This is a genomic window from Saccharopolyspora sp. NPDC000359 (assembly GCF_040300525.1).
Classification (GTDB): Bacteria; Actinomycetota; Actinomycetes; order Mycobacteriales; family Pseudonocardiaceae; genus Saccharopolyspora.
Window position 1 is genome coordinate 15,946 of sequence record NZ_JBEPDU010000023.1, and the last position, 25,000, is coordinate 40,945.

Sequence of the window (25,000 nt, forward strand, 5' to 3'; positions counted from 1 at the left end):
AGTGATCGCGGGGTCTGGTTCTCGCTGTGGATCGGGATGGTGCAGCGGGATCGGGGGGTCTGGTTTTCGCTGTGGGGCGGGATGGTGCAGCGGGATCGGGGGGTCTGGTTTTCGCTGTGGGGCGGGATGGTGCAGCGGGATCGCGGGGGCCGGGTTTCGCTGCGGAAGGCGTCAGCTCTGAGCAGCTGGATCGCAGGGGCTGGCGCTTCGCGGTGGGCAGGTGTCGGTTCGGTGTCGCGAGATCGCGGGGTCTCGCGCTCCGCTGCGGGCAGGTGTCAGGTCAGTGCGGTGAGGTCCGCCGGGGTCAGATCTGGAGGCGGGCGAAGGTTTCCGGCGCGAGGTGGTGCCGCCCGGTCGAGACGGCCTGCCGTTGTCGCTCCGCCTCCACCTGCTCGATCAACTGCCAGACGTTGAGCGAGCCCTCGCCAGCACCGCTGTGCGCCGCCCGCGCCGGGCGGATGAGCAGCATGCTCGCGATCAGCACGTTGACGAGCACCAGCGTCGAAACCTGAAGCCAGAACACCCTCATCTCCCTTGTTCACCGAAAGTCGCGTTCGTGCAGGTCAGGACTCGTGAGTGCAAACGGTGGCAAGAACAACCGTCGCCACTCACGAGGTGGTTGCGCAGGGTCGTGAGCGGGGATGGTCGTGGGAACCACCGTTGCCGCTCACGAGGGGGTCGTGAGTGCGAAACAGGGCTGGAACACTGTTACGCACTCACGACCACCGGGAGCTGATCCGCCGCCAGCAGTCCATGCAGGTGTTCTCGCGGATCCACTCCGACTCCGGCGGGAGCCGCTGCACCTGCCACGCCTCCACCTCCACGCCGCAGAACGACGTGACGGGGTCGTGCGGTTCAGCTCGCTTCGCGACGACACCGAACGCGTGCCGCCCGACCCCCACCGGCCGCCAGAACCAATCCACCCCAGCCGCTTCGAGCATCCCGTCCTCCTTCTTGATCGGTTAAATCTAAGCTACTTTTTAGCGATCAGATTTGGTATCGCACAGTTGAGTGATCAAGTGACGTGATTAGGCTTCGGATATGTCCAGTCCGACGATGCGGCGCAAGACACTGGGCGCCGAGCTCCGGAAGATGCGGAATGCCCACGGTCTCCCGGCTGAGGAGATCGCGAACTTGCTGGGCTGTTCTGTGGCCAAGATCCGGCACATGGAGAACGGACGGACAGTGCCGTCGAAAGCCGAGCTGACGGTCCTGCTGGACCACTACGGGGTGGTGGAGGACAGGCGCGCGGATTTGGAGGAGACCAGACAAGCCGCCCGCAAGCGTGGCTGGTGGTCGACCTACCGCCTGCAGAGCTGGTTCCAGGAGTACGTCGGGCTGGAGTCGGACGCGGTTCGCATCCGAACTTTCGAAACCGAGATCATGCCCGGTTTGTTGCAGACCAGCGAGTACATTCGCGAGGTTCACCGGCTGGGCAACCACGTGACCGCGCCAGAGGATCTCGAACTCCAGGTCGCGTTGCGGCTGAAGCGGCAGGAGAGGCTGACGGTCGAACCGGTAGTCGAGTACGCCTGCGTGATCTCGGAGGCGGCTCTTGCGCGATGCGCGAGCCAGGTGGAGATCGCGGCTGATCAGTTCTCACGCCTGATCGAGATGGCAGAGCGCACCAACATCTCGATCAGGGTGCTCCCGTTCAGCGCGGGCTTGCACAGATCCATGACCGGCGCTTTCGTCCTGCTTGATTTCCCGCCTGGTACCTGGGAGCCAGCGGTCTACCAAGAGCACGCTGTTGGTGGTCACCTGAGCCACGACCGCGAGCTAGCCTCCGGACTGAGCGGGGTCTTCGACGACTTGAGCGACCGTGCTCTGACAGAGGCCGAGAGCATCAAGCTGATCACTGACTACTTGCGGAAGTGATGATCCTGATGGAAGTTTGGCGGAAATCCAGCTACAGCGGACCGAGCAGCAACTGCGTCGAAGTGGGCTGGCGCAAGTCCAGTTACAGCGGACCGAACAGCAACTGCGTCGAGGTTGGGCTTGGGGCTGATGAGGTTGGGGTGCGGGACACCAAGGACCGGGATGGTGGGCTGTTAGCCCTGGACCAGCGGCAGTGGCGGGCGTTCCTGTCCGCCATCCGCTCCGACCGGTTCGGCGCGTCGAGGTCCTGACACGTACTCGTGAGCGGCGATGGTTGTTCTAGCCACCATCGCCGCTCACGAGCTGGTCAGGCCGTGTCCCGCAGGTTGCGGATGTTGGCCAGCAGGGATTCCGCGCGTTCGCGGCCGGTGGTGGCTTCCGCGAGGCGGCGGTTGACCGTCTGGAGCTGGCGGCTGCGCTCCGCGGCGTCCATCTTCAGCGCCTTGTCCACCTCGCGGAGCTCTGCCTCGATCGCTTCGATCCGCCTGCTCAGGGCGTCGTCCAGGGCCAGCGAGAGCTGCTGCTCGGCTTCGATGAGCTGCTCGGCGACCAGCTGGTCCAGGGCGGAGCGGGCGTCGGCGATCGCCTCGGTCAACCACTGCTTCATGTGCTGCTTGTCCGCCGCGTGCTTGCGGGTCCGGGCCATCCACCAGCCCGCGCCGAGGCCGAGCACGATCGTCACCGGCAGCACCACCGGGTTCAGCGCCGCGATCCCCAGTCCGGCCAGCGGCATCGCCGCCGCGCGCCCCACGCCGAGACCGCCGGAGACGCCCATGAACACCAGCAGCTTGTCCTCGGCCGTCGGCGGGCGCTTGTCCGGTGGGCGCAGCGCGATCGGGGCCTGCGCGCCGCGGGCGAACTGGGAGCGGATCACGTCCAGCTCCTCCGCCGAGAACAGCTCCTTCAACGACTGCTCGGCGACCCCGGCCAACCGGGCGGACAGCGCCGCGGCCACCCGGGTGGACGCCATCTGCAGCGCGATGTCCACCTGGCGGGGCAGTTCGGCGAGCTGCTGGCGGTCGGCGCCGTCGATGGCGCGGCGGAACCAGTTCTGCACCTCGCGGACCTGGCGGGTCACCTCGTGGCTGGTCTCCACGCGGGTGCGCTGGACCTCGCCGCGCAGCTTGACCTGCCAGCCGCGGGTCGACGAGCGGCGGGACGCGGTCAGCTCGTCGCGGCGGGCGCGCAGCGACTCCGCCTCGTCCTCACCGACGGTCAGTGCGCGCTTCTCCGCCTCCAGCCCCACCACCTGCTCACCGAGCACAGTGGACAGCGCGCGCATCGTGTTGGCCTCGCCCAGCATCTTGGACCGGCCGCCGATCAGCCGCTCCAGCTCGCCGCGCAGCTCCGCGATGCCGGACTTCTCCCGCAGCATCTTCGCGGCCTGCTCGTTCGGGGCCTTCCCGGCCATCTCCTGCAACCGGGCCGACACCGGGAAGATCGGCACCTCGGCGAAGCGCGGGGCGTGCTCGGCCAGCAGCCTGCGGTCCTCCTCCAGGACCTGCCGCCAGCCGCGGTACTGGTCGGTCTTGGCCAGCGCGAAGACCACGGTCTCCACCCGCTCCCCGGCCTTCTGCAGGAACTCCAGTTCACCGCGGGTGAACGGGGCCGAGGCGTCGACGACGAACAGCAGCGCCGTCGCCGAGGCGGCGGCCTCCATCGCCAGCTCGCCGTGCACCTCCTCCAGCCCGCCGACGCCCGGCGTGTCCACCACCGAGACCTTGGCCAGGGCGTCCAGCGGCGCGGTGATCCGCACGTAGCGCGGCGGCAGCTGCCCGTCCGGCAGGTCGCGGCCCGCGCTGGTCCAGTTCGGCAGCTCCGCCAGGTCGAACGCCACCGGGTCCTGCTGGCCCGGGTAGCAGGCGTGCGCCGCCCACTGCTCGCCGTGCTCGAACTGCAGGTAGGTGGCGGTGGCCACGTCGGCGTCCACCGGGGACAGGCCCGGGTGCGCCAGCATCGCGTTGACCAGCGAGCTCTTGCCGCGGTTGGTCTCGCCGACCACGACCACGCTGGGCGCTGCGGGACGGCGGCGGCGGACCTGCTCGACCCACTCGGCGCCCTCCGGAGTGATTTCCCGGAGCAGCCCGATGAGCTTGTCCCTGGTCTGCTTGACCTGCTGCGGGAGGGCCGCAGCCACCGCAACGCCGGGTGCCGTCATCCGCGCCCAGCTCCTTTCCCCGAGATCCGGTCGGACCTGGGGATTCTCCCCGACCCGGGCCGAGCGCCGAAACCACTTCGGCGAAACGGTGGGCTACTGCTTGCGCAGCTGGTAGACGGTGACGATCGGCGGCCGCAGCACGCGGTCGCGGTCGGCGAAGCCGAGGACCTCGGTCTCCGCGATCACGCCGTCCAGCGCCGGGTCATCGGTGGGCAGGGTGCCGCCCGCCTCGTGCAGCGCTGGGTCGAAGCGGTTGCCGTCGGGGCGCAGCGGGTACACGCCGATGCCGCTCAGGCCTTCGGCCAGCCGCTCCACCACGCCCGTGCTGCGGGCCCGGTCCAGGGCGTACATGCAGAGCTGGATGAGCCTCGCGCGTTCGGCCAGCGCCTGGCCGAGCGGATCTGCGGTCACGGCGGTCATGTCTGTCCCCAACTCCACGTCCGAAGTGCCCTCGTCGGTGTCGGACGCGTCGGTGACCTCGCCGGTTCCACTTTCCGGTGAATTCTTCCGCCGCCAGGTCCACACCGCGATCACCCCGCCCGGAGCTGCTGCCAGAGCAAGAAGTACGCCCGGTGCACCACGTGCGCGATGCGGCCCTGCGCCGGGGTGGCGCCGAAGGACGAGAACGAGCGCCACCAGTTCGCCCGCTCCAGGGCGTGGTCGACCAGCTCCTCGCGGTGGCGCCCGGGCAGCCCCAGCTGCTCGGCCGGGTCGGTGCTGCTGCCGACCCGCATCACCTCTTCGGCCAGGTCCGGCGGCATCGTCACCGCCCCCGCCGCGACCAGCGTCAACGCCTCCAGCACGCGCAGCTGGTGGGCTTCCGGCTTGGCCAGCAGCACCTCGATCGCGTCGTGCACCCGCTGCCGCTCGTCCGGATCGCCGGAGGCCTGCGAGAGCGCGGTCACCGACGCCAGCCCGGCCGCGGCCTTGATCCCGTCGGCGCGGGCGCGGAACACGGTGTCCAGCCGCTGCAGCACCGCGGCCAGCCCGGAGGAGTCCAGCAGCCTGCGGCGCAGCGCGCCCGCGGTGATCTCCGGGTCCGCGTCGATGGCCCGCAGCGCACAGCGGATCCCGTAGAGGTCCATCCGCTCCAGCAGGCGGCTGCGGATCCCGGCCGGGACGTCACACTCCCAACTGGTGAACAGGTCCGCCGACATCAGCAGCGTCTCGCGGGTCGCCTCGTCGAGCTTGGCCAGCTCGCGCAGGGCTTCGGCGTCGGCGGCGGTGAACCCGCCGGACTCCGCGGTCTCGGCGAGCAGGCCGATCACCGGCAGCACGTCGGCGACCTTGGGCTTGAGCAGGTCCGCCTGCTTCTCGGCGAGCAGCGTCGCGGCCTTCCACACGTCCTCGCCCGCACCGTCCACGGTGCTGGCCTCGATGGTGTCGGCCTTGTTGAGCACCGCGATCGCGTTGACCGGCCCGGCCTCGCGGCTGGCCGTGGCGGCGGTGAACGACGCCAGCGCGTGCTCGTCGTCCGCGCGGACGCCCTGGGTGACCACGTACAGCACGGCTTCGGCCCCGGCGACGGCGTTGCGCGACACCGGGTCCAGCTCGCCGTCCTCGTCCTTGCCCGCGCCCAGCAGCTCCTCGGTGCGCGCCACCGACGCGGCGTCCAGCGAACCGAGCCCGGGGGTGTCGATCACCGTCAGGTCGCGCAAAACCGCGTTGGTCAGGTAGGCCTCCAGGTGCGAGACCTCGTCGATGTCCACGCCCAGGTCGGCGGGGATGCCGCCGTCGGCGTCGAAGGGCACCGCCTGCTTGCTGCCGTCGCGGAAGACCACCTCGACGCGGTCCACCGTGCCGTACTGGAAGCGGGTCACCAGCCGGGTGCACTCACCCACGTCGGTCGGCGCCACCCGGCGCCCGATCAGCGCGTTGACCAGCGTCGACTTGCCGGACTTGATGCGCCCCGCGACGGCCACCTGCAGTGGCGCGGACAACCGGCGCAGCACCTCCGCGAACCCCGCCGCGGTCTGCTCGCAGACCTGCGGCTGCAGCCCGGTGCACAACCGGGCCACCGCAGCGGACAGCGGGCCGGGCCAGTGCTGCTCGGATGCCGTGCTCAACGCGGACCTCTCGATGCCGATGCCAACTGCGCGCTCTGCGCCGCTCCATCCTGCCACGCAGCGACCCCCCGACGAGGTCGCATCTACGACTGCAGGTGGATGCGGATCGAGCCGCTGGCATGACGTCACCGCAGGTCGCGCCGTTCTAGGCTCGGGCCCGTGCGGAAACTGAGCCTGTGGCTGCGGGCGCATCCAGTGGTGGGCGACGGCGTGGTCGCCGCCTTCCTGCTGCTGTCCCTGGTGGCCGAGTCGGACGGCCGGGAGAGCGCGCCGTCGTGGCTGGCCATCCCGGCGGGCCTGCTGCTAGCCGCACCGGTCGCCGTCCGGCGCACCTGGCCGATCCGGTCGGCCTACGTCGTGCTGCTCGGGCTGGCGATGACGGCGGTCACCGACGAGGGCTCGGCGGTAGCGACCCTGGTGCCGTGCATGATGATCTACACCCTGGTCGCCTACACGAACCGGCGCATCGCGGCGCTGTACACGGTGCTCGTCGGCGCGCTGTTCCTGATCGACCTGTTCACCGGGCTGGAACCGGCCGACGACGTGGTGCAGCTGCTGGTCGTCCAGCTGGTGTTCTGCATCATGCTGGGCGGTTTCTGCTGGGTGCTGGGCGAGTTCGTCGGCGCCCGCCGCGCCTACCTCGCCGAGGTGGAGAAGCGGGTGCGGGACCTGGAGTTCGAGCGCGACCAGCAGGCCCGCATCGCCGTCGCCGAGGAACGCAACCGCATCGCCCGCGAGATCCACGACGTCCTGGCGCACTCGGTGAGCGTGATGGTGACGCAGGCCGACGGTGCCAGCTACGCCCTGCGCCAGAAGCCCGAGCTCGCCGAGCAGGCCATGCGCACGATCAGCGGCACCGGTCGCGAAGCGCTCAACGAGCTGCGCGGACTGCTCGGCGTGCTGCGCAACCCGGACGAGCAGGAGCCGGACCGGATCCCGCAACCCACCGCGGCCAACCTGCACGACCTGGTCGATCGGGTGCGCAGCCTCGGCGTCACCACCTGGTTGGAGCTGACCGGCGACTTCACCGGCCTGCCCGCGGGGATCGGCCTCAGCGTGTACCGCATCGTGCAGGAGTCGCTGACCAACGTGGTCAAGCACGGCGGGACCGGCGCGAAGGCCGAGGTCCGCGCGGTCAACGACGGCTCCCGCATCGAGCTGGAGGTGCTGAGCACCACCACGGCCTCGCTGCCCAGGTACCTGGCCTCGGGCGGCAACGGCCTGATCGGCATGCGCGAGAGGGCGGTGGTCTACGGCGGAACCCTGGATGCGGGCCCCCGCCCGGAGGGCGGCTGGCGGGTCCACGCCGTCCTCCCCCTGGCGCCCCCCACCCACGACTGACCGCGAAATCGCACGAACCCGGACGACTCGCCCCCACCCCCGGCGCGCCCGGCCCGACCCGCCGGAGGGCGCAGTTTCAATTGAAACTGCGGATCTCCAGGGGGCGGGATCGCAGTTTCAATTGAAACTGCGGGTGCGCGGGCGGAGGTGGAACGGCGTGACCCCGGCCGCTGGGCAGGACCGGCACAGCTACGGTCTGGGGCATGACTCGGGTTTTGCTGGTGGACGACCAGGAGCTCATGCGCATGGGGTTCCGGATGGTGCTCGACGCGCAGGAGGACCTGGAGGTCGTCGGCGAGGCGGGCAACGGCGAGCACGCCGTCGAGCTCGCCGAGGAGCTCCGCCCGGACGTGGTCCTGATGGACGTCCGGATGCCGGTGCTCGACGGCGTCGAAGCCACCCGCCGGATCGTCGCCGCCGACGCGGCGAAGGTGCTGGTGATGACCACCTTCGACCTGGACGAGTACGCCCTGTCGGCACTGCGCAGCGGGGCCAGCGGGTTCCTGCTCAAGGACACCCCGCCGGAGAACCTGGTCAGCGCGGTGCGCTCGGTGGCCAGCGGTGACGCCGTGGTGTCGCCGAGCGTCACCAAGCGGTTGCTGGACCGGTTCCTCGGCGAGGGCGGCGGCGAGCTGCGCGACGCCTCGGTGCTCGACGCGCTGACCGACCGGGAGCGCGAGGTGCTGGTGCTGGTCGCGAAGGGCCTGTCGAACACCGAGATCGCGGGCAAGCTGTTCCTGTCTGAGGCCACCGTGAAGACCCACCTCGGCCGCATCCTGTCCAAACTGGACCTCCGCGACCGGGTGCAGGCGGTGGTGCTCGCCTACGAGACCGGACTGGTCAAGCCCGGCGAGGCGTGACCCCGGTGTTGTGAAGGTACTCACCAAACGGAAACAGCAGCTCGCGCCGGGTGTCGGCGAGGGCCTAGCCTGCCTGGGTGACCGACGCCGCGTGGAAACCCCGACTCATCGCCCTCGACGTCGACGGAACCCTCCTGGACCCGGACACCGGGCGGATCTCGGCCTCCGTCAAGGCCGCGGTGCACCGCGTGCTCGCCGACGGCAGCCGGGTCGTCGTCTCGACCGGCCGGACCGTGCTCGGCGTCTCGCCCGTCCTCGACGAACTCGAGCTGACCAGCGGTTTCGCCCTGTGCTCGAACGGTGCGGTGCTGCTGGACGTGGCCAGCCGGGAGGCGGTGTCGGTGGAGACCTTCCACCCGGCCCCGGTGCTGGCCGAGCTGGTGGACCGGCTGCCGGGCGTGGTCTTCGCCGCCGAGGACCTCGGCACCGGCAACCGGGTGACCGCCGAGTTCCCGCCGCACCAGCTGGAGGGCGCGCAGCGACCGGCCACAGTGGACGAGCTGGCCGCCGCCCCGGTGCCCCGCCTGATCGCCAGCTGGCCCGGCCACCAGCCCGATGAGCTCGCCGTGCGCCTGGCCGGTGTCGAGCTGCCGTCCTGCACCTACACCCTGGACCACTACGAACCCTGGGTGACCGTGACACCCGAAGGGGTCACCAAGGGCTCGGCGCTCGAGAAGCTGCGCGCCGAACTGGGCGTGCTCAGCTCGGACACCTTCGCCGCGGGTGACGGGGACAACGACGTCGAGATGCTGCGGTGGGCCGCGCACGGCGTCGCGATGGGCCAGGGCCCGGCGGCCGTCCACGCCGCCGCCGACGAGGTGGCCCTGCCGGTCGCCGAGGACGGTCTGGCCAAGGCGCTGGGCCGCTGGTTCCGCTGAGCTGAGGTCATCCTCTGGTCCGGGGCGCCTACGACCTGGGTCTGATCCGAGGTGGCGACACCGGTCCGATGCCCGTGTACCCGCTGAGCAGGCATCGTTGCTGTCGTGGCCCGGATCGGGCCGCCAGCGTTGTCCTCGGCAACAGGAGTGATCATGATCGAGGCGATCGGCCTCACCAAGCGCTACGGCCCGAAGGTCGCGGTGAACAACCTGACGTTCACCGTCAAGCCCGGCCAGGTCACCGGCTTCCTGGGGCCCAACGGCGCCGGGAAGTCCACCACGATGCGCATGATTCTCGGCCTGGACCGCCCGACCTCGGGTGAGGTCCGCATCGACGGGAAGCGCTACCAGGACCTGAAGCACCCGCTGCGCACCGTGGGGGCGCTGCTCGACGCGAAGTGGGTGCACCCGAACCGCTCGGCGCGCAACCACCTGAAGTGGCTGGCCAAGTCCAACGGGATTCCGCTGCGCCGGGTCGACGAGGTGCTCGGCCAGGTCGGCCTGGCCGAGGCCGCGAACCGCCGCGCCGGGGGCTTCTCGCTCGGCATGTCGCAGCGGCTCGGGATCGCGGGCGCGCTGCTCGGCGACCCCGGGATCCTGCTGTTCGACGAGCCGGTGAACGGCCTGGACCCGGAGGGCATCCACTGGATCCGCCGGTTCATGCAGGCCCTTGCCGCGGAAGGCCGCACCGTCCTCGTCTCCAGCCACCTGCTGTCCGAGATGTCGCTGACCGCCGAGGAACTCGTGGTGATCGGCCGTGGCGAGCTGATCGCGCAGTGCAGCACCCAGCAGTTCGTGGACAACGCTGGCACGCAGGGCGTGCTCGTGCGCTCACCGCGCGCGTCCGACCTGCAGCAGCTGATCGCCTCGCAGGGCCTGAGCGCCCGCGCCACCGCCAACGACACGTTGGTGGTCGACGGCGCGGTGACCGAGCAGATCGGCGAACTCGCCGCGCAGCACCAGATCGTGCTGCACGAGCTGACCGCGCAGCGCGGTTCCCTCGAGGACGCCTTCATGCAGCTGACCAGCGAAGCCGTGGAATACCAGACGAATCTCGGCGTGCCCGCGCCGACCGCTCCGGGGGTGGCCCGATGACCCTGCTCGCCGTGGAACGGATCAAGCTGTTCTCGACCCGCTCGGCGTGGTGGTGCTCGGCCCTCGCGCTGGCGCTGTCCATCGGGTTCGCGGGCCTGTTCGCCTCCCAGCTGGACACCATGTCGGTGTCGATGACCCAGGTCGGCTACCAGTTCGGCCTGATGGTGGTGCTGGTGCTGGCGGCGTTGTCGATCACCACGGAGTACCGCTTCGGCACCGTCCGCGCGACCTTCCTCGCGGTGCCGAACCGCACCGCGGCGATGGTCGCCAAGACGGCGCTCGTCGCGCTGGTGGCGTTCGTGCTTGGTGAGATCGCCGGGTTCGGTTCGTGGGGCGTGTCGACGGTGCTGGCGTCCGAAGCGGACTTGGCGCTGCGCACCGCGGACGACTGGCGGATCGTCGCGGGCGTCGGACTGGTGTTCGCGCTCGGCGCGGTGCTGGCGGTCGCGGTGGGCGCGCTGCTGCGGCAGACCGCCGGTGCGGTGACGCTGCTGCTGATCTGGTCGTTGCTCGTGGAGAGCCTGGTCGGCCTGATCCCGGAGATCGGCGAGACCATCCAGCAGTGGATGCCGTTCAACCACGCCAGCAACTTCCTGACCGACGGGGCGCTGCAGATGCCGCTCGGGCCGTGGGGATCGCTGGGCTACTTCGCGGCGGTCGTGCTCGCGGTCTGGGTGGTCTCCCTGGTCGTGGTGCGGCGCCGGGACGCCTGACCAGCGCGGATCGATCTTGCCGGAACCCGCCATGATCAACTCTGGAAATGCCCAGTTGGGCGGCGGATAGCAAAACGTTACCCAGCCCGGCGGAGAGTCTGATCACGTCAACCGATAGGATCGACGGCAAGATCGAGCCGCAGCCGTCGCCCGCTCGACCGCGAGATCGCCGCGGCACGGAGTGTCCTCAGTGGACATCGTGCGGGGCTGGCGGTGGCGTGGCCGGCTGGCACAAGTGAAATCGACCGACTGCAGCAGCGCTCGGGGGCGCCGGCGGTCGGGACGGGGGAGGGCCCGGGCTGTCATTCGGGGGATGGCCCGGGCCCTGTGCTTTCCGCGGTCAGCACCTAGACGTTCGGCCGGACCACCAGCACCGGGCACGCCGCGTGCCGGACGCACTGCTCGGCGACGGAACCGAGCATCAGCCCGGCGAACCCGCCGCGCCCGCGGTGGCCCACCACCAGCAGGTCCGCGCCCTTCGACGCGGACAGCAGCGCCTGCGGCGACGGCGAGTGCACGATGTGAAACTCCACCGGCAGGCCCTCGTGGTCGCCGAGCTTGCGGGCCACGATCCGCTCGGTGTCCGCCCGCACCTCCTGCTGGAACGCCTCCATGCTCGGGACCGCGTTCGGCGGGCAGTCCGCCGGTCGCGGAGCGGTCCGCAAGCTCCACGCGCGCACCACGTGCAGCACGGTGTGGCGTCGCTTCGCCTCCTCGGCGGCCACCGCGAGCGCCCGCACCGACGACGCGGAGCTGTCCACGCCGACGACGACTCCGCCGTTGATCTCCACCCGCTGGATCACCTGATCAGCCATCTCGCCACTCCATCGGTCTCGGGGCGGAGCGACCGCCTGAAACGTGTGAATTCGGACACAATTGACTACATGTTGTCATTGATCGCATCCGTTGTGGTAATGCATTGAGTAGGGATGTCCCGAACCAGCGTCGCTTGGGGGCATAGCTGGTCGAGGGCGAGTTGGCGGCTCGCAACTTTCTCAACAGCAGAGGGGTGGGCCAATGGTGCAACCGCAGGAAGGTTTGGTCGTCCAGACGGGGCCGGGACGGTCGGCGGACGATGTCCAGCTGGAACCGGTCCCCCGCTTGGAGTGGTCACTGGCGACGGAAGCGCACCCACCAGCGCTCGAAGCGGCCAAGCCCGCGTCGATGCGTCGCAGCTGGATCCACACCGCACCGGAGCAGCAGGTGCTCGAACTGTTCCGCAAGCTGCACGGCGCACAGCGCCGACTGCCCGCGCCGTGGTGGCTGCGGGCCCTGGACCGCGGCGAACTGCCCTCGCGCGAGGCTGCGTTCGAGATCGAGGACGAGGTACACGCGGCCCTGCGGTCCCGCCCCGGCTGGGTGTTCGTGCCCTGGGCCGGAACGGGTGAGGCCGGGTACTGGGAGTACGCGCCCTCGGACCGGGCGCCGATGCAGATGCCGACCACCGTGGCGCTCACCGACGAGCACAACGGCTGGCTGAACGTGGTGCCCGCGCACCGCGACGCCGAGCCCGTCGCGATCCCGGTCAAGGGCGTCGCCGGGCTGGTCGCGATGCTGCCGCAGATCGAATCCTGGTGAGGCGGTACCGCGCTGCTCGTCGCGGGCGGCCGGTTTGCCATACTGGCTCCCCGTGAACGCGTCTGACCAGCAGGTTCCCTTCCGTCGTACTGTCGTGAGCTACGTCCAGCGGGGCGAGCGGATGACGGTGGGCCAGCAGCGAGCCTGGGACCGCCACTGGGCCGAGCTCGGGTCCGAGGTGACCGCGCTGCCGGAAGGGCCGCTGGACCTGGCGTCCTGGTTCGGCCGCACGGCGCCGGTCGTGCTGGAGATCGGCTCCGGCATGGGCGAGACGACCGCGCAGCTGGTCGCCGCCCAGCCGGACGTCAACTACCTGGCGGTCGAGGTCTACAAGCCCGGCCTGGCCCAACTCATGCTGCGCGCGGAGAAGCTCGAGGTCAGCAACCTCCGGCTGCTGCGCGGTGACGCGATCGTGCTGCTGCGCGACCACCTGCAACCGGACTCGCTGGACGAGGTCCGCATCTACTTCCCCGACCCGTGGCCGAAGAAGCGGCACCACAAGCGGCGGCTGGTCCAGGCCGGGTCGGTGGCGCTGATCGCCTCCCGGCTCAAGCCGGGCGCGGTGCTGCACCTGGCCACGGACTGGGAGAACTACGCCGAGCAGATGATGGAGGTCTGCTCCGGCGAGTCGCAGCTGCGCAACCGCTACGCCGACGAGCCCGGCGGGTGGGCGCCGCGGCCGGAGTGGCGGCCGGTCACGAAATTCGAGAACCGCGCGCACGAGGAAGGCCGGGAGATCCGCGACCTGATCTTCGAACGGGTCTGAGCCGCTGCTCGGGCCCGGTCCCCGGCAGCCCTCGGTGCGCCGGGTCCATCAGCTCCGGTGCGGGACCGCTCCTGGCGCGCAGGCCTCGGCGATCGCTGCGGTGCCCCAGTAGAACGGGCGGACCTCGGTGATCCGTCCCTCCTGGACGGTGACGGTCTGCAGGATCGGGAACGCCAGCTCGCGGCCGGTGGCGCGGGAGCGCGCTTGCTCCTGGGTGAGCACCACGGCGGTCCGGTCGTCGGCGGCGACGAACTCCTGCTCGACGAACTCGAACATTTCCCAGGTCCGGCTCATCGCGATGAAGAAGCGCTCCGTCCCCGCGTGGCCGCGCCAGGTCCCGCCGTAGGGCAGTGCTTCGGCCTGGTGCAGCACGGCGTCCGGCGAGAAGTGGTCGGCGAGCAGCGCGAAGTCGGTCTGGCCAGGTCCGCCCGCCGCCAGGTACTCGGCCTCGGCCGCGTCCTCGTGATCGGGGCCGCGGTCCGTGCCGCCGGGCTGCCGGATGCGAAGATCAACAGCTAGCATTTCGCTTGATTGAGCGATCAAGTTTGGTGCCGATCGGTCGAAACCGTTTACGTCCAGTGGTCCAAGCTGCGATCGTGTCCCGGAAGTTCACCGGAAAGAAGAGTGCCGCTGGAGTGACGAGTAAGCACCGATGGCGACTACGTTTCCGGCCCGTGACGGTTACCCGTGATGAAGTGATCCCGATCCAGCAGCGCCCGCCCGAGCCGGTCCTCGACGGTGCGCGCGAGGTCGGCGAGTCCGGCGGCAGCGCATCGAGTGCGCTCGTCCGGGTGGACTCGACCACGGACGTCTCGGCTGCCGAGGAGTTCCTGCGCGCCTTCCACGACGCCCACCCGAAGGCCGGGTCACTGGCCGAACGGCTGGCCGAAGTGCGCCGCTCGATCGCCGAGACCGGCACTTACCGGCACACCGGGCCCGAACTCGCCTACGGCGCGCGGGTCGCGCTCCGCGACAGCGGCTGGTGCACCAGCGGAGTTCCGTGGCGCCGCCTGGAGGTCCGCGACCTGCGCGGACTGCGCAACGCCTCGGCCATCGCCAGTGAGTGCTTCGAACACCTGCGGTTGGCCACCAACGCCGGGCGGATTCAGCCGATGATCACCGTCTTCGCCCCGGACGCCCCGGGCAGCCCCGGCCCGCGCATCTGGAATGAGCAGGTGGTGCGCTACGCGGGATACGTGGTGCCCGGTGGCAGGGTGCTCGGCGACGCCCGCTACACCGGCTTCACCGCGGCGGTCCAGCGGATGGGCTGGAAGCCGCCGAGCCAGCGCGGTCGCTTCGACCACCTGCCGCTGGTGGTGGAAACCGCCCACGAGGGCCCCAAGCTGGTCACCCTGCCCCGCGACGTGGTGCAGGAAGTTCCGCTGGAACACCCGGAGCACCCGTGGTTCGTGGAGCTGGGACTGCGGTGGCACACCGTTCCGCTGATCAGCAACATGCAGCTGGACATCGGCGGAATCCGGTACCCGGCCGCGCCGTTCAACACCTGGTTCGTGGGCACCGAGATCGGCACCCGCGGCCTGGCCGACGAGAACGCCTTCGGCATCACCCGGCACGTCGCCGAACGGCTGGGCATGGACACCTCGACCGAACGAACGCTGTGGCGGGACCGGGCGATCGTCGAGATCAACCGGGCGGTGCTGTACTCCTTCGACTCCGCGCGGGTCACCATCACCGACCACCACAGCGAGGCCTTGCACCGGCTGTCCTGGTTGCGCTCCGGACCGCGCACCAGCGCTTCCGGGCCAATGTTCAGCGTCACCAAGGAAGCGACCCGGCGTGCCCGGCTGGGAGCACCGAGTGGCCCCCCGCCCCCCGCACCGAAGCGGCCGCGCTACGACGAACTGTCCCGGCTGAACCGGCGTTGCCTCGGGACCGATCCGTCCGGCGGGTGACCACCTCGTCCGAGCTGCGGCGCGCGAAGCGCTCCAGCAGGTCCGGCAGGACCGAGCTGATCGACATGAGCAGCAGCACGGCCACTGCGAGGACGGCTCCGATGGCGGAAAAGATGGTGGTGACCATGTCGACCCCGACCTTCCTGGCTCCTGGCGCTCGCTGACCGCGCCCCTTCTGCGTTGACACCACAAGCGTCCCTCCGGCCAGGGGGCCGACGGATCGGTCAGGTGGTCGGGACGGGTGGCCGATCGGCCAGTCCCACGCGGTGGCGAACCGGCCGATCGGCTGGCCGCCGAGGCACGTGCGCGGGCACGGCCGTTCCCGACCGTGCCCGCGCACCGACCTGCCGGATGGTCTACTCGTCGCTGATGCGCTCCGCCCCGATCCGGCGCAACACCGGACCGCTGCTGGAGGCCGCGATCAGCGCGATGACGAGCCCGATCACCACCGGTGCGAGCAGCCACCAGGTGAGCACGATCGGCATCGCCCCGAACAGGGTGAAGATCCCGGCCGCGACCGCGATCCCGCCTGCACCGGCCCCGATGGTCGCGACCAGCGCGGGCAGCGCGGCCTCGGCCCGCAGCGCCCGCCCGAGCATCCGGACCGGGGTGCCCGCCGCGATCAGCGCGCTGAAGGTCCGCCGCCGGTCGACCACGGACGACGCCGCCGTGATCGCGGCGCTGGCCCCGGCCAGCAGCGAGGTCAGCGCGAGCCCGATCGCGGTGATCCGCTTGAGGTCGCCGAGCATCGTCTGCTGGTCGTGGAGCCGCAGCTCACGGCTCTGGAAGCTCTCCCCGGGCAACGCCTTGGCAAGTGCTGTGCGCACCTTCTCCCGGTCGGCCTCGTCAACCGGGTTGACCGCCAGGGTGCTCGACCCGTGCTCGGTGAACGCGGGCACCAGTGCCGGATCGACCAGCACCGAGCGGAAGAGCTCCTCGTCCTGGCTGCCCAGCGGGCGCACCGGGACCCCCGCCGGCAGCGTGACCTCCTGGTACTCCGCTGTCGGGGCCTCCGCCGGTGGCACCGACGCGACCTTCAGGGTGGTATTGGACAACCCCTGGGCGGCGTCCGCGCGGACCGCGGGTGGTCCGGCGCAGGCACCGACGGCGAACCGGGTGACAGCCGCTGCGTCCTCGCAACTCATGACCAGACCAGTCGTGTAGGAGCCGTCGCTGCCCCCGACACGGACCTTCTCGGTGCGCACCACCGTCGCCGCAGCACCGCTGCGCGCCAGCTCGTCCTTGATGCGCTGCTCCTTCTCCGGCGCGCTCACCGTGTGGACGTCGGTGTAGAGCACCGAATCCTTGAACGAGCGGCCGCCACCGGCGAACCTCTCGAAGCTCGGCAGCAGGGTCAGCGCCATCGAGCCGACGAACACCGCGAGGACGATGCCCGACACCGAGCGGTAGGCCGCCTTCGGGTCGCTGCGCAGCCGCCTCCCGGCCAGCAGCACCGAGGGCTTGCGCCACGTCGAGGTGAACAGCGAACCGAGCACGCCGGTCACCCACGGGCCGACGATGGACGCCGACAGCAGCACCGCGGCCAGCGCGGCGAGCAGGACGCCGAGACCACCGGTCTCCTGCGCCGTGTACAGCCCGAGCAGGAAGAACGCGGCCACGGCCACCAGCGACACGAGGCGCCAGGCCTTCGGCCGCTTCCGCGCGTGGTTCATCGCCGCGCCGAGTGGAGCGCGGACCACCCGCCGCAACCCCAGCACCGCGGCCACCACGACCATCGTCGGGATGAGCAGCCCGACCAGCGCGACCGTGGCCGGGGACGGGGTGAAGTCGCTGAGCAGCCAGGTTCCGCCGCCCCACGGGACCACCACGCCGAGGTGGCGCAGCGGCCAGCTCAGCAGCAGCCCGGCAACGGTGCCCACCACGGCGGCGACCGCGGTCTCGGCGGTGACCACCCCGACCACCTGGCCCGGGGTCGCACCGGCCAACCGCAGCGCGGCCAGGCGGCGTTGGCGGCGCGCCGCGGTCAGGCGGGCCGCCGAGGCGACCAGCACCATGCTGGGGATGGCCAGCAGCACGATGCCGACCCCGGCCATGAACTCCAGCAGGAAGTCGCTGGTGTCGGCCGCGAAACCGGAGTACAGCGCCTCCTCCGGGTCCAGCGCCCCCGGTGGGTGCCCGACGACGGCGACCAGCTGCTCGGGGAACTTCAGGTGCTGCTCGTCGATGGTGCCGACCACCTCGCCCGGGAACCGGTCGGCGAGGTCCTGGCGCGGGTTCTGCGCGGCCAGTTCCGCCAACCGCGGCGACAGCAGCACCTCCCCGGCGCCGGGGAAGCTCGGGCCGGGAGCCGCCGGGCTGGCGGCACCGGTGACGTCCAACCGCATGACGGTCTCGTTCTGGAAGAAGTCGCGGGTGACCATGGTCACGCCATCCGGCTCCGCCGCGCCCTGCTGCCACTTCGACCGCTCCAGCCGGGCGTCCGTCGCGTTCGGCAGCGTCGCCAGGAACAGGATCAGCGCGGTGGCCACCGCGACCCCCGCTGCGGTGAGCACGGCGGACAGGCGGCTGCGCTTGTCCACGCGCAGCACCCGCAGCGCCAACTGCACTGGGTTCATGCCGCCACCACCCCGCCGGCGACCAGTCCGTCGCGGATCTCGACCACGCGCTGCGTCTTGGCCGCCAGCTCGCGGTCGTGCGTCACGATCACCACCGCGGCGTTGGTGGCGGCTGCGGCGTCGAAGAGCGCCTGCGTGGTCTCCTCACCGGTGCGGGTGTCCAGCGCACCGGTCGGCTCGTCCGCGAAGATCACCTTCGGCTGGTGGGCCAGCGCTCGCGCGATCGCGACCCGCTGCGCCTGACCGCCGGAGAGCTCACCGGGCAGCCGGTCCTCCATCCCGCGGAGGCCGAGCCGCACCAACCAGTCCCGCGCACCGGCCATGGCCTGCTTGCGGTTGGCCCCGGCCAGCAGTAGCGGCAGCGCCGTGTTCTCCGCCGCGGTCAGCTCGCCGACCAGCATGCCCTGCTGGAACACGAACCCGAACTCGTGCCGCCGCAGCTCGCTGCGCTTGGCCTCGCCGAGCTGGTCGACGCGGTGCCCGTCGAGCATGACCTCCCCGCCGTCCGGGCGGAGGATGCCGGCCAGCACGTGCAGCAGCGTGGTCTTGCCGGACCCGGACGGCCCCACGATCGACACCACCTCACCGGCGCGGAGCGAGATGTCCACCCCGGCCAGCGCGGGGTGCGAGCCGTAGTGCTTCACCAGCCCCCGCCCCACCAGGAACGGATCTCCGGGCCGCTGCGCGGCGATGGGAGCCGACATGTCTTTCCTCCTGATCGTGTGCACTGCTCGGGCGGTTGGCCGCGCCAGGGGCGGGCCGCCGCGTTGCGATCAAGAGTGGTCGGTGGGAGGAGTTTTCCGGATCGGCCTGCGGGCCGCTGATCGTGCTGCGGAGGTCGGCCGATCGGCCAGGGAGTTCGGGCCGATCGGCCAAGGTGCGCGATCAGCGCACCGTCTACCGTTTCAGCGTGAGCAGTTTCGCGACGTCCACCGGACCAGGACCGGACGCCCCCTGGTGGCGCCGGTTCGGCAGCCTGCTGCGCGACCAGTGGGTGTTCGCGGCGCTGCTCAGCATGGCCTGGGTCGCTGACACCTACGCCCTGGCGTTGAACGTCGGGAGCGGGTCGCCGCCCCACATGCTGCTGGTCGGGGGCATCACCGCGCTGGTGCTGCTGGCCGTCCTCGGCCGGCGGTACCCAGTCCGATGTGGACTGCTCGCGGTGGTGGTCCTGGTCGCCAACACCGGGGTGGTCGTGCTGACCAGGGAGCACGTCCACTCGCTCCTGGACGAGGTCCTGCCGACGGAGAACGCGGCGGGTCTGCTGCTGGTGCTCTACGCGTTCAGGTCCAGCCCGCTGCGCAGGGCCATCCCGCTCACCGCGGTGCTGGTCATGGCCTGCCTGTCCTCGATCGGGCTCCGGCTGTGGGCGACGAGGTACTCCGGTGGTGACCTGACCGGGACGCTGGCCTTCGGCTTCCTGCAGCTGCTGCTGGCCATCGGCACGGGCCTCTACCTGCGCGGCGACCTGCCCGGCCAGCGGCGCCTCCAGGGCTCGCCGATCAAGCAGCTGATGCGCAGCCAGTGGCCGGTGGTGGCCGCGCTGAGCATCCTGCTGTTCCTGGAGTTCAGCAAGAACGGCGAGCTGAGCCTCGCGTCGAACCTGGTGGTGCTGGTCAGCGGTCTGGTCATGGCGGTGCTCGCCGCGTTCGCCCCGCTGCGGCCGCTCGAGTCCGCCTACCTCGGCGCGGCGACATTGGTGCTGAGCGTCCTGGTGATGCGGGTGCTGCGGATGTCCGGCAGCAGCGACAACCTGCTGGGGCCGGTGTCCCTGGTGGCCACCGGAGCGGGCATGCTGCTGGTGGCCTACGTGGTCCGCCACGCGGAGACGCGGCGGGCGATCAAGGCCACCGGCACGCTGGTCGTGGTGACCCTGTTCACCGTGTTCATGATGCCGGCGCACCACGGCGCGAGCACCTTCTTCAACTACAGCACCTCGCAGCACACGCTGCCCGCGGTGTTCATGGGCGGGCTGCTGCTGGTGATCTCGGTCAGCACCGGGATGTACTTCCGGGCCAGGGACGAGGAGCGTGCCCGGTCGGTCAGCTCCGCGGTGGAGAGCGCGCAGCAGGCCGAGCGGATGGCGTTGGCGCGCGAGCTGCACGACGTGGTGGCGCACCACGTCACGGGAATCGTGGTGCAGGCGCAGGCGGCGCAGATGGTGGCGGAGCAGAACCCCAAGGCGGCGACCGACGCGCTCGCCCGGATCTCGGAGAGCGGCACCGAGGCGCTGACCGCGATGCGGCGGCTGGTGGCGAGCATGCGCAGCACCGAACCGGCCGGGGCGTCGGCCGCCACGGAGCAGGCCACCACCAACCTCGAGGCCGACCTGCGGGCGCTGGTGGAGTCCGCCCAGCGCCGCCGCACCGAGCACACCCGCCCGCCGCGGGTGGACCTGCAGGCCGACCTGGTGGACCGCCAGATCCCGCAGGAGGTGGCGCGCTCCGCGCTGCGCGTGGTGCAGGAATCCCTGACGAACTCGGAGAAGCACGCGCTGGACGCGAGCTTGGTCCAGGTCAAGGTGTGGGCCGACCACTCGAACCTGTACGCGATGGTCACCGACGACGGCTCCGGGGTGCGCGGCCAACCGGTCGGTGGTTCGGGGGGATACGGTCTGGTCGGAATGCGGGAGCGGATCGAGTTGCTCGGCGGCAGATTCCACGCCGGACCGGGCGAGCACGTCGGTTGGCGGGTCGAGGCCGTGCTGCCGCTGGAGGAGCAGAGCGGAGAAGAGGGGCAGCGATGATCCGGGTGCTGATCGCCGACGACCAGGAGCTGGTGCGCGCCGGGTTCCGAATGATCCTGGAGTCCCAGGACGACATCGAGGTGGTGGCCGATGTCGCCAACGGGGTGGACGCGGTGCGGGTGGCGCGGGAGAAGCGGCCGGACGTGTGCCTGATGGACATCCGGATGCCGGGCATCGACGGGTTGGAGGCGACCAAGCAGCTGGCCGGTCCCGACGTGGCCGAGCCGGTCAAGGTCGTGGTCGTGACCACCTTCGACCTGGACGAGTACGTCGATCGCGCCCTTCGCAACGGCGCGAGCGGCTTCCTGCTCAAGGACGCCGGTCCGACGCTGCTGCTGGAGGCCATCCGCGCCGCCCAGCGCGGGGATGCGCTGGTCTCCCCGCAGATCACGGTGCGGCTGCTCAAGCACTTCGCCCAGCCGCAGCCGCAGGCGCGGCGTCAGGCGCAGCCGGAGGTGGACCTCACCGAGCGCGAGCTGGACGTGGTCCGGGCGACCGCGCGGGGCATGACCAACGGCGAGATCGGCCAGGAGCTGTTCATGTCGCTGTCCACGGTGAAGACCCACCTCGCCTCCGCGCAGAGCAAGATCAAGGCCCGCAACCGGGTGGAGACGGCGGCGTGGGCCTGGCGCAGTGGCTTGATGGACGGTGAATGAGCGCCGGTCGGCCGGAAAACGAGTCCGCGCCCCGGGGTGGCAGCTGTTAGGCTCCCGGGCTGCGAGTGACCGCTGAATGAGGAGTGGTAGTGGCAGGCGTGGGGGACGACGACATCTCCGGGTGATCCCGGCAGTGATCGGCCACGCGCGGGCGCACAGCGCGCTGCGGTGGCTGTCTCGTCGTGCCACTGATCCTGTCCCCCGCGGGCTGGCTCCAACGCGCCCGCAGCACCCCCGAGGACCCTCACATGTCCGAAGCGTTCATCACCTGCTCGAACCTCTCCTTCTCCTGGCCGGACGACACCCCGGTGTTCGAGGACCTGTCGTTCACGGTGGGCGGCGGCCGGACCGGCCTCGTCGCGCCCAACGGGGCGGGCAAGTCCACCCTGCTCAAGCTCATCGCCGGCGAGCACCAGCCCAGCCGCGGGACCGCGTCCGCGCGGGGCGTTCTCGGCTACCTGCCGCAGGACTTGCCGCTCGTCGGTGACCGGACCGCCGCCGAGGTCCTCGAAGTGTCCGAGGTGCTCGACGCGCTGCACGCGGTCGAGTCCGGCGATGTCGACGAGGCGCACTTCACGACCATCGGCAACGACTGGGACATCGAGGAGCGCACGCGGGTCCAGCTGGACCGGCTCGGCCTTGCCGACGTCGAGCTGGACCGGCGGTTGGACACGCTCAGCGGTGGCCAGGTGGTGTCGCTCGGCCTCGCCGCGCAGCTGCTCAAGCGGCCAGACGTGCTGCTGCTGGACGAACCGACCAACAACCTCGACCGCGGGGCGCGGCGCAAGCTCGCCGAGGTGCTCGAGGAGTTCAACGGCTGCGTGCTGCTGGTCAGCCACGACCGGTCGTTGCTCGACCGGGTGGATCGCATCGCCGAGCTCAGCAGCGGCGGGATCCGCTTCCACGGCGGGAACTTCACCGCGTACGAGGCGGCGGTGCGCGCTGAGCGGGAGGTCGCGGAGAAGAACGTCCGCAACGCCGAGCAGGACCTCAAGCGGGAGAAGCGGGAGATGCAGCAGGCCCGCGAGCGGGCGGCGCGGCGGGCCAGCAACGCGGCCCGCAACATCGGCAGCGCCGGGCTGCCGAAGATCGTCGCGGGCGGGTTGAAGCGGCGTGCGCAGGAGACCGCGGGCAAGGCGGACGAGGTGCACGCCAGCCGGGTCGACGAGGCCAGGACCCGCCTCGACGAGGCGAGCCGCACGCTGCGGGACGAGCAGAAGATCGCGCTTGACCTGCCGGGCACCCGCGTTCCGGCTGGGCGCGAGGTGTTCCTCGGCGAGGGGCTACAGATCAGCCGCGGCGGACGGGAGCTCTTCGCCGGGACCGGCGTCGACCTGTCCGTCAGGGGGCCGGAGCGGATCGCGCTGACCGGCCCGAACGGGGCTGGGAAGTCGACCCTGCTGCGCCTGCTGGAGGGCCGCTTGGAGCCGGAGCGCGGCCGGGTCAAGCGGACCGGCGGCCGGATCGCCTACCTCTCCCAGCGGCTCGACCTGCTGGACCTCGACCGCACGGTGCTGGAGGGCCTGGCGCAGTTCGCGCCGGAGCTGCCGGAGTCCCGGCGGATGCACCTGCTCGCCCGGTTCCTGTTCCGCGGTCCTCGCGTCCACCTGCCGGTGGGCGCGCTGTCGGGTGGCGAGCGGTTGCGTGCGACGTTGGCCTGCGTCCTGAGCGCGGAACCGGCACCGCAGCTCCTGCTGCTCGACGAGCCGACCAACAACCTGGACCTGGTGAGCGTGGGCCAGCTGGTCAGCGCGCTGAACGCCTACGAGGGCGCGTTCGTGGTGGTCAGCCACGACGAGCGGTTCCTCGCGGAGATCGGGGTGGGGCGCTGGTTGCAGTTGGACGGCGGTCGGCTGGTCGAAACCGGGGCGCCCGACGGGGCATGACCGTCGTCACCCTGCCGGGGTCGGCCGGTTGGTTGGTCGGGACTGCGGCGGCAATGGCCGATCGGGCGAGGGCAGCTGGCCGATGAGCTGAGGTCGCGCGGCGCGTATCCCGCCACTCTGGAGTCATGACGAAGCGAACCCAGGACACCGTTCTCGTGGCAGTGCTGACCGGAATCGCGGCGTTGGCGGGGGTGATCATGATGCAGCTCATGAGCGGCTTAGGCGGCGCGTAGCCGTCCGGCAGAATGCGGCCATGCCGATCGCACTACGCCTGCACGCGCCGATGGTCCTGCCCTGCGACCCACGATGCTCGGTCATCCGGGATGCCGTGGTGGATGTGGACGACACCGGCCGCATCGCCTACTGCGGCCCGCGCACCGGTGCGCCGGAGCGGCCGAACGACGCGGACGTCCGGGAATGCAGCGGAATCCTGCTGCCGGGTCTGATCAACGCGCACGCGCACAGCCCCATGACGCTGCTCCGGGGGATGGGGGGTGATCTCCCGCTGCTGCGGTGGCTGCGCGAGGTGATCTGGCCCGCGGAGGCGAGGCTGCGGCCGTCGGACATCCGGGCCGGGATGGAGCTCGGGTGCGTCGAGATGCTGCGGGCGGGGGTGACGACCAGCGCCGAGATGTACTTCGTCGGGGAGTCCGTGGTCGGCGCGACCCTCGCGGTCGGGTCGCGCGTCGTGTTCGCCTCGGCGGTGATCGCCACCCCCGAGCTGGGGGAGCTCGGCGGCTGGCAGGGCATGGTCGACGGCATCAGCCGGTGGATCGACGCCGACGGGCTGCGGTTCGGGCCGGGCGAGCGGGTCGAGCTCGCCTACGGGCCGCACTCGGCGTACACGCTGCCGCCGGAAGCACTGCAGGCGATCGGTGAGCAGGCGCAGCAGCGTGGGGCGCTGGTGCACACGCACGTGGCGGAGACCCTCGCCGAGGACGTCGAGCAGCGGCAGGAGTTCGGTTCGGTGCCCGCACTGCTGGAGAAGCTCGGTGTGCTCGACGGCCGGGTGCTCGCCGCGCACGGCGTGCACCTGTCCAATGAGGACATCGCATTGTTCGCACGTCGCGGGGTCGGGGTGGCGCACTGCCCCGGTTCCAACGCGAAGCTCGCTTCGGGGACGGCTCGGCTGGTCGACCTGCTGGCCGCTGGTGTCCCGGTCGGCCTGGGCACCGACGGGCCGTCCAGCAACGATGACCTGAATCTGTGGGAGGAGGTGCAGTTGGCAGGACTATTCGCGCGCACCCTGACTGGTGACGCGACCGCGCTGAGCGCTCGCGCGGCGCTGCTCGCCGCGACCCGGGGTGGGGCCGAGGCGCTGAACCGGGACGACATCGGTGCGCTGGAGCCGGGCCGGTGGGCTGACATCGTGCACCTCAGCGTGGACGACCCGGCGTTCGCCACCGGGCTGGACGTGCCGGACGACCAGGTCCTGGCGAACGTGGTGTGGGCCGCGGGCTCGCGGTGCGTCCGGGACGCCTGGGTCGCCGGTGAACCGGTGTTGCGCGACCGGGAACCCACGAAGGTGGACCGCCGAGCGGTGCAGGCAGCCGCCCGCACCGCAGCACAGCACGTCCGGGGCTGAGCAACGGGGACGAGCCGCGCTGGGGCGGGCGTGGGGTGCCCCACCTGGCTCGCCACGGGACTCGGCAGCTGGGTAGGGCCTTGCGGATGAGCTGCTCCGGGGCTGGGCCGCGAGGCCCGGTAGCTGGTGCGGGGCTGTGCGATTGGGGCCGTGCCGGGGCCGAACCGCTGGGCTCTGCAGCTGGGGCGGGCCGTGTGGGTGAGCTGTATCGGGGCTGGGCCGCGAGGCCCGGTAGCTGGTGCGGGGCTGTGCGATTGGGGCCGTGCCGGGGCCGAACCGCTGGGCTCTGCAGCTGGGGCGGGCCG

General features: G+C 71.1%; 24 protein-coding genes. 15 read left to right on the forward strand and 9 right to left on the reverse strand.

Annotated elements, in window-relative coordinates; all coding sequences use genetic code 11:
• Positions 1 to 304: 304 nt before the first annotated feature.
• Together ABT324_RS16590 and ABT324_RS16595 are read right to left on the reverse strand one after the other, a co-directional pair.
• Positions 305 to 523 carry a hypothetical protein gene (locus ABT324_RS16590; RefSeq protein WP_351177479.1) on the reverse strand — a complete coding sequence of 73 codons (219 nt, stop codon included), beginning with the start codon at positions 521 to 523 and terminating at the stop codon, positions 305 to 307.
• A 193-nt stretch (positions 524 to 716) separates the two neighbouring features.
• The gene (locus ABT324_RS16595; protein ID WP_351177482.1) at positions 717 to 941 is read right to left on the reverse strand and encodes a hypothetical protein; all 225 of its coding nucleotides are present in this window, start codon (positions 939 to 941) and stop codon (positions 717 to 719) included.
• 100 nt (positions 942 to 1,041) lie between these two features.
• On the opposite strand from ABT324_RS16595, the gene ABT324_RS16600 reads away from it, so the two are divergent.
• Positions 1,042 to 1,878, forward strand: coding sequence for a helix-turn-helix domain-containing protein (locus tag ABT324_RS16600; protein WP_351177485.1), 837 nt, complete (start codon positions 1,042 to 1,044; stop codon positions 1,876 to 1,878).
• A gap of 8 nt (positions 1,879 to 1,886) precedes the next feature.
• Positions 1,887 to 2,129, forward strand: a complete 243-nt coding sequence (locus tag ABT324_RS16605) for a DUF397 domain-containing protein (RefSeq protein WP_351177487.1) — start codon at positions 1,887 to 1,889, stop codon at positions 2,127 to 2,129.
• A 56-nt stretch (positions 2,130 to 2,185) separates the two neighbouring features.
• On the opposite strand, the gene ABT324_RS16610 is transcribed toward ABT324_RS16605, so the two are convergent.
• From ABT324_RS16610 to ABT324_RS16620, 3 genes are all read right to left on the reverse strand, one after another.
• Positions 2,186 to 4,036 carry a dynamin family protein gene (locus ABT324_RS16610; protein WP_351177490.1) on the reverse strand — a complete coding sequence of 617 codons (1,851 nt, stop codon included), beginning with the start codon at positions 4,034 to 4,036 and terminating at the stop codon, positions 2,186 to 2,188.
• A 93-nt stretch (positions 4,037 to 4,129) separates the two neighbouring features.
• Positions 4,130 to 4,567: a nucleotide exchange factor GrpE gene (locus ABT324_RS16615; protein ID WP_502949747.1), complete on the reverse strand. Its 438-nt coding sequence runs from the start codon at positions 4,565 to 4,567 to the stop codon at positions 4,130 to 4,132.
• Entirely contained in the window at positions 4,567 to 6,102 is a 1,536-nt protein-coding gene (locus ABT324_RS16620; RefSeq protein WP_351177496.1) for a dynamin family protein, read from the reverse strand. The genes ABT324_RS16615 and ABT324_RS16620 overlap by 1 nt, the downstream gene beginning before the upstream one ends.
• Positions 6,103 to 6,261: 159 nt before the next feature.
• Here ABT324_RS16620 and ABT324_RS16625 point away from each other — a divergent pair, with 159 nt between their 5' ends.
• The 5 genes from ABT324_RS16625 (at position 6,262) to ABT324_RS16645 (ending at position 10,989) form a co-directional block, all read left to right on the forward strand.
• Positions 6,262 to 7,443: a sensor histidine kinase gene (locus tag ABT324_RS16625; RefSeq protein WP_351177499.1), complete on the forward strand. Its 1,182-nt coding sequence runs from the start codon at positions 6,262 to 6,264 to the stop codon at positions 7,441 to 7,443.
• A gap of 203 nt (positions 7,444 to 7,646) precedes the next feature.
• Entirely contained in the window at positions 7,647 to 8,303 is a 657-nt protein-coding gene (locus tag ABT324_RS16630; protein ID WP_351177502.1) for a response regulator, read from the forward strand.
• Positions 8,304 to 8,380: 77 nt separating this feature from the next.
• The gene (locus tag ABT324_RS16635) at positions 8,381 to 9,181 is read left to right on the forward strand and encodes an HAD family hydrolase (protein WP_351177505.1); all 801 of its coding nucleotides are present in this window, start codon (positions 8,381 to 8,383) and stop codon (positions 9,179 to 9,181) included.
• A gap of 153 nt (positions 9,182 to 9,334) precedes the next feature.
• Positions 9,335 to 10,276, forward strand: a complete 942-nt coding sequence (locus ABT324_RS16640; protein ID WP_351177508.1) for an ABC transporter ATP-binding protein — start codon at positions 9,335 to 9,337, stop codon at positions 10,274 to 10,276.
• A complete protein-coding gene (locus ABT324_RS16645; RefSeq protein ID WP_351177511.1) occupies positions 10,273 to 10,989 on the forward strand; it encodes a hypothetical protein in 717 nt (238 codons plus the stop codon). The genes ABT324_RS16640 and ABT324_RS16645 overlap by 4 nt, the downstream gene beginning before the upstream one ends.
• 347 nt (positions 10,990 to 11,336) lie before the next feature.
• Here ABT324_RS16645 and ABT324_RS16650 read toward each other — a convergent pair whose 3' ends face one another.
• Positions 11,337 to 11,804 carry a universal stress protein gene (locus tag ABT324_RS16650; protein ID WP_351177514.1) on the reverse strand — a complete coding sequence of 156 codons (468 nt, stop codon included), beginning with the start codon at positions 11,802 to 11,804 and terminating at the stop codon, positions 11,337 to 11,339.
• A 202-nt stretch (positions 11,805 to 12,006) separates the two neighbouring features.
• Here ABT324_RS16650 and ABT324_RS16655 point away from each other — a divergent pair, with 202 nt between their 5' ends.
• Both ABT324_RS16655 and trmB read left to right on the forward strand, forming a co-directional pair.
• Positions 12,007 to 12,567 (forward strand): hypothetical protein, encoded by a 561-nt coding sequence (locus ABT324_RS16655; protein WP_351177517.1) that lies wholly within the window; start codon positions 12,007 to 12,009, stop codon positions 12,565 to 12,567.
• Between the two features lie 121 nt (positions 12,568 to 12,688).
• Positions 12,689 to 13,333, forward strand: coding sequence for a tRNA (guanosine(46)-N7)-methyltransferase TrmB (trmB, locus tag ABT324_RS16660; protein WP_351177701.1), 645 nt, complete (start codon positions 12,689 to 12,691; stop codon positions 13,331 to 13,333).
• A gap of 48 nt (positions 13,334 to 13,381) precedes the next feature.
• On the opposite strand, the gene ABT324_RS16665 is transcribed toward trmB, so the two are convergent.
• The gene (locus ABT324_RS16665; RefSeq protein ID WP_351177519.1) at positions 13,382 to 13,855 is read right to left on the reverse strand and encodes a nuclear transport factor 2 family protein; all 474 of its coding nucleotides are present in this window, start codon (positions 13,853 to 13,855) and stop codon (positions 13,382 to 13,384) included.
• A gap of 152 nt (positions 13,856 to 14,007) precedes the next feature.
• On the opposite strand from ABT324_RS16665, the gene ABT324_RS16670 reads away from it, so the two are divergent.
• Both ABT324_RS16670 and ABT324_RS16675 read left to right on the forward strand, forming a co-directional pair.
• A complete protein-coding gene (locus tag ABT324_RS16670; protein WP_351177522.1) occupies positions 14,008 to 15,246 on the forward strand; it encodes a nitric oxide synthase oxygenase in 1,239 nt (412 codons plus the stop codon).
• Positions 15,243 to 15,410 carry a hypothetical protein gene (locus ABT324_RS16675; RefSeq protein WP_351177525.1) on the forward strand — a complete coding sequence of 56 codons (168 nt, stop codon included), beginning with the start codon at positions 15,243 to 15,245 and terminating at the stop codon, positions 15,408 to 15,410. Before ABT324_RS16670 ends, ABT324_RS16675 begins: the two co-directional genes overlap by 4 nt.
• A gap of 192 nt (positions 15,411 to 15,602) precedes the next feature.
• Here the strand turns inward: ABT324_RS16675 and ABT324_RS16680 are convergent, their stop codons facing one another.
• Together ABT324_RS16680 and ABT324_RS16685 are read right to left on the reverse strand one after the other, a co-directional pair.
• Positions 15,603 to 17,822: an FtsX-like permease family protein gene (locus ABT324_RS16680; protein WP_351177528.1), complete on the reverse strand. Its 2,220-nt coding sequence runs from the start codon at positions 17,820 to 17,822 to the stop codon at positions 15,603 to 15,605.
• Positions 17,819 to 18,526, reverse strand: a complete 708-nt coding sequence (locus ABT324_RS16685) for an ABC transporter ATP-binding protein (protein WP_351177531.1) — start codon at positions 18,524 to 18,526, stop codon at positions 17,819 to 17,821. Before ABT324_RS16685 ends, ABT324_RS16680 begins: the two co-directional genes overlap by 4 nt.
• Before the next feature lie 206 nt (positions 18,527 to 18,732).
• Here ABT324_RS16685 and ABT324_RS16690 point away from each other — a divergent pair, with 206 nt between their 5' ends.
• The 4 genes from ABT324_RS16690 (at position 18,733) to ABT324_RS16705 (ending at position 24,695) form a co-directional block, all read left to right on the forward strand.
• Positions 18,733 to 20,568 carry a sensor histidine kinase gene (locus tag ABT324_RS16690; protein ID WP_351177534.1) on the forward strand — a complete coding sequence of 612 codons (1,836 nt, stop codon included), beginning with the start codon at positions 18,733 to 18,735 and terminating at the stop codon, positions 20,566 to 20,568.
• On the forward strand, positions 20,565 to 21,224 hold the full coding sequence (locus ABT324_RS16695) for a response regulator (protein ID WP_351177537.1): 660 nt from the start codon (positions 20,565 to 20,567) through the stop codon (positions 21,222 to 21,224). Before ABT324_RS16690 ends, ABT324_RS16695 begins: the two co-directional genes overlap by 4 nt.
• A gap of 248 nt (positions 21,225 to 21,472) precedes the next feature.
• On the forward strand, positions 21,473 to 23,110 hold the full coding sequence (locus tag ABT324_RS16700) for an ABC-F family ATP-binding cassette domain-containing protein (protein ID WP_351177540.1): 1,638 nt from the start codon (positions 21,473 to 21,475) through the stop codon (positions 23,108 to 23,110).
• A 253-nt stretch (positions 23,111 to 23,363) separates the two neighbouring features.
• Positions 23,364 to 24,695, forward strand: coding sequence for an amidohydrolase family protein (locus ABT324_RS16705; RefSeq protein ID WP_351177543.1), 1,332 nt, complete (start codon positions 23,364 to 23,366; stop codon positions 24,693 to 24,695).
• Positions 24,696 to 25,000: the final 305 nt, after the last annotated feature.

Excerpts from the sequence above, each read along its gene's own strand:
- ABT324_RS16595 (WP_351177482.1), bottom strand. The coding sequence starts at position 941 with ATGCTCGAAGCGGCTGGGGTGGATTGGTTCTGGCGGCCGGTGGGGGTC.
- ABT324_RS16600 (WP_351177485.1), top strand. The coding sequence starts at position 1,042 with ATGTCCAGTCCGACGATGCGGCGCAAGACACTGGGCGCCGAGCTCCGG.
- ABT324_RS16605 (WP_351177487.1), top strand. The coding sequence starts at position 1,887 with ATGGAAGTTTGGCGGAAATCCAGCTACAGCGGACCGAGCAGCAACTGC.
- ABT324_RS16610 (WP_351177490.1), bottom strand. The coding sequence starts at position 4,036 with ATGACGGCACCCGGCGTTGCGGTGGCTGCGGCCCTCCCGCAGCAGGTC.
- ABT324_RS16630 (WP_351177502.1), top strand. The coding sequence starts at position 7,647 with ATGACTCGGGTTTTGCTGGTGGACGACCAGGAGCTCATGCGCATGGGG.
- ABT324_RS16640 (WP_351177508.1), top strand. The coding sequence starts at position 9,335 with ATGATCGAGGCGATCGGCCTCACCAAGCGCTACGGCCCGAAGGTCGCG.
- ABT324_RS16645 (WP_351177511.1), top strand. The coding sequence starts at position 10,273 with ATGACCCTGCTCGCCGTGGAACGGATCAAGCTGTTCTCGACCCGCTCG.
- ABT324_RS16650 (WP_351177514.1), bottom strand. The coding sequence starts at position 11,804 with ATGGCTGATCAGGTGATCCAGCGGGTGGAGATCAACGGCGGAGTCGTC.
- ABT324_RS16655 (WP_351177517.1), top strand. The coding sequence starts at position 12,007 with ATGGTGCAACCGCAGGAAGGTTTGGTCGTCCAGACGGGGCCGGGACGG.
- trmB (WP_351177701.1), top strand. The coding sequence starts at position 12,689 with ATGACGGTGGGCCAGCAGCGAGCCTGGGACCGCCACTGGGCCGAGCTC.
- ABT324_RS16665 (WP_351177519.1), bottom strand. The coding sequence starts at position 13,855 with ATGCTAGCTGTTGATCTTCGCATCCGGCAGCCCGGCGGCACGGACCGC.
- ABT324_RS16680 (WP_351177528.1), bottom strand. The coding sequence starts at position 17,822 with ATGAACCCAGTGCAGTTGGCGCTGCGGGTGCTGCGCGTGGACAAGCGC.
- ABT324_RS16685 (WP_351177531.1), bottom strand. The coding sequence starts at position 18,526 with ATGTCGGCTCCCATCGCCGCGCAGCGGCCCGGAGATCCGTTCCTGGTG.
- ABT324_RS16695 (WP_351177537.1), top strand. The coding sequence starts at position 20,565 with ATGATCCGGGTGCTGATCGCCGACGACCAGGAGCTGGTGCGCGCCGGG.
- ABT324_RS16700 (WP_351177540.1), top strand. The coding sequence starts at position 21,473 with ATGTCCGAAGCGTTCATCACCTGCTCGAACCTCTCCTTCTCCTGGCCG.
- ABT324_RS16705 (WP_351177543.1), top strand. The coding sequence starts at position 23,364 with ATGCCGATCGCACTACGCCTGCACGCGCCGATGGTCCTGCCCTGCGAC.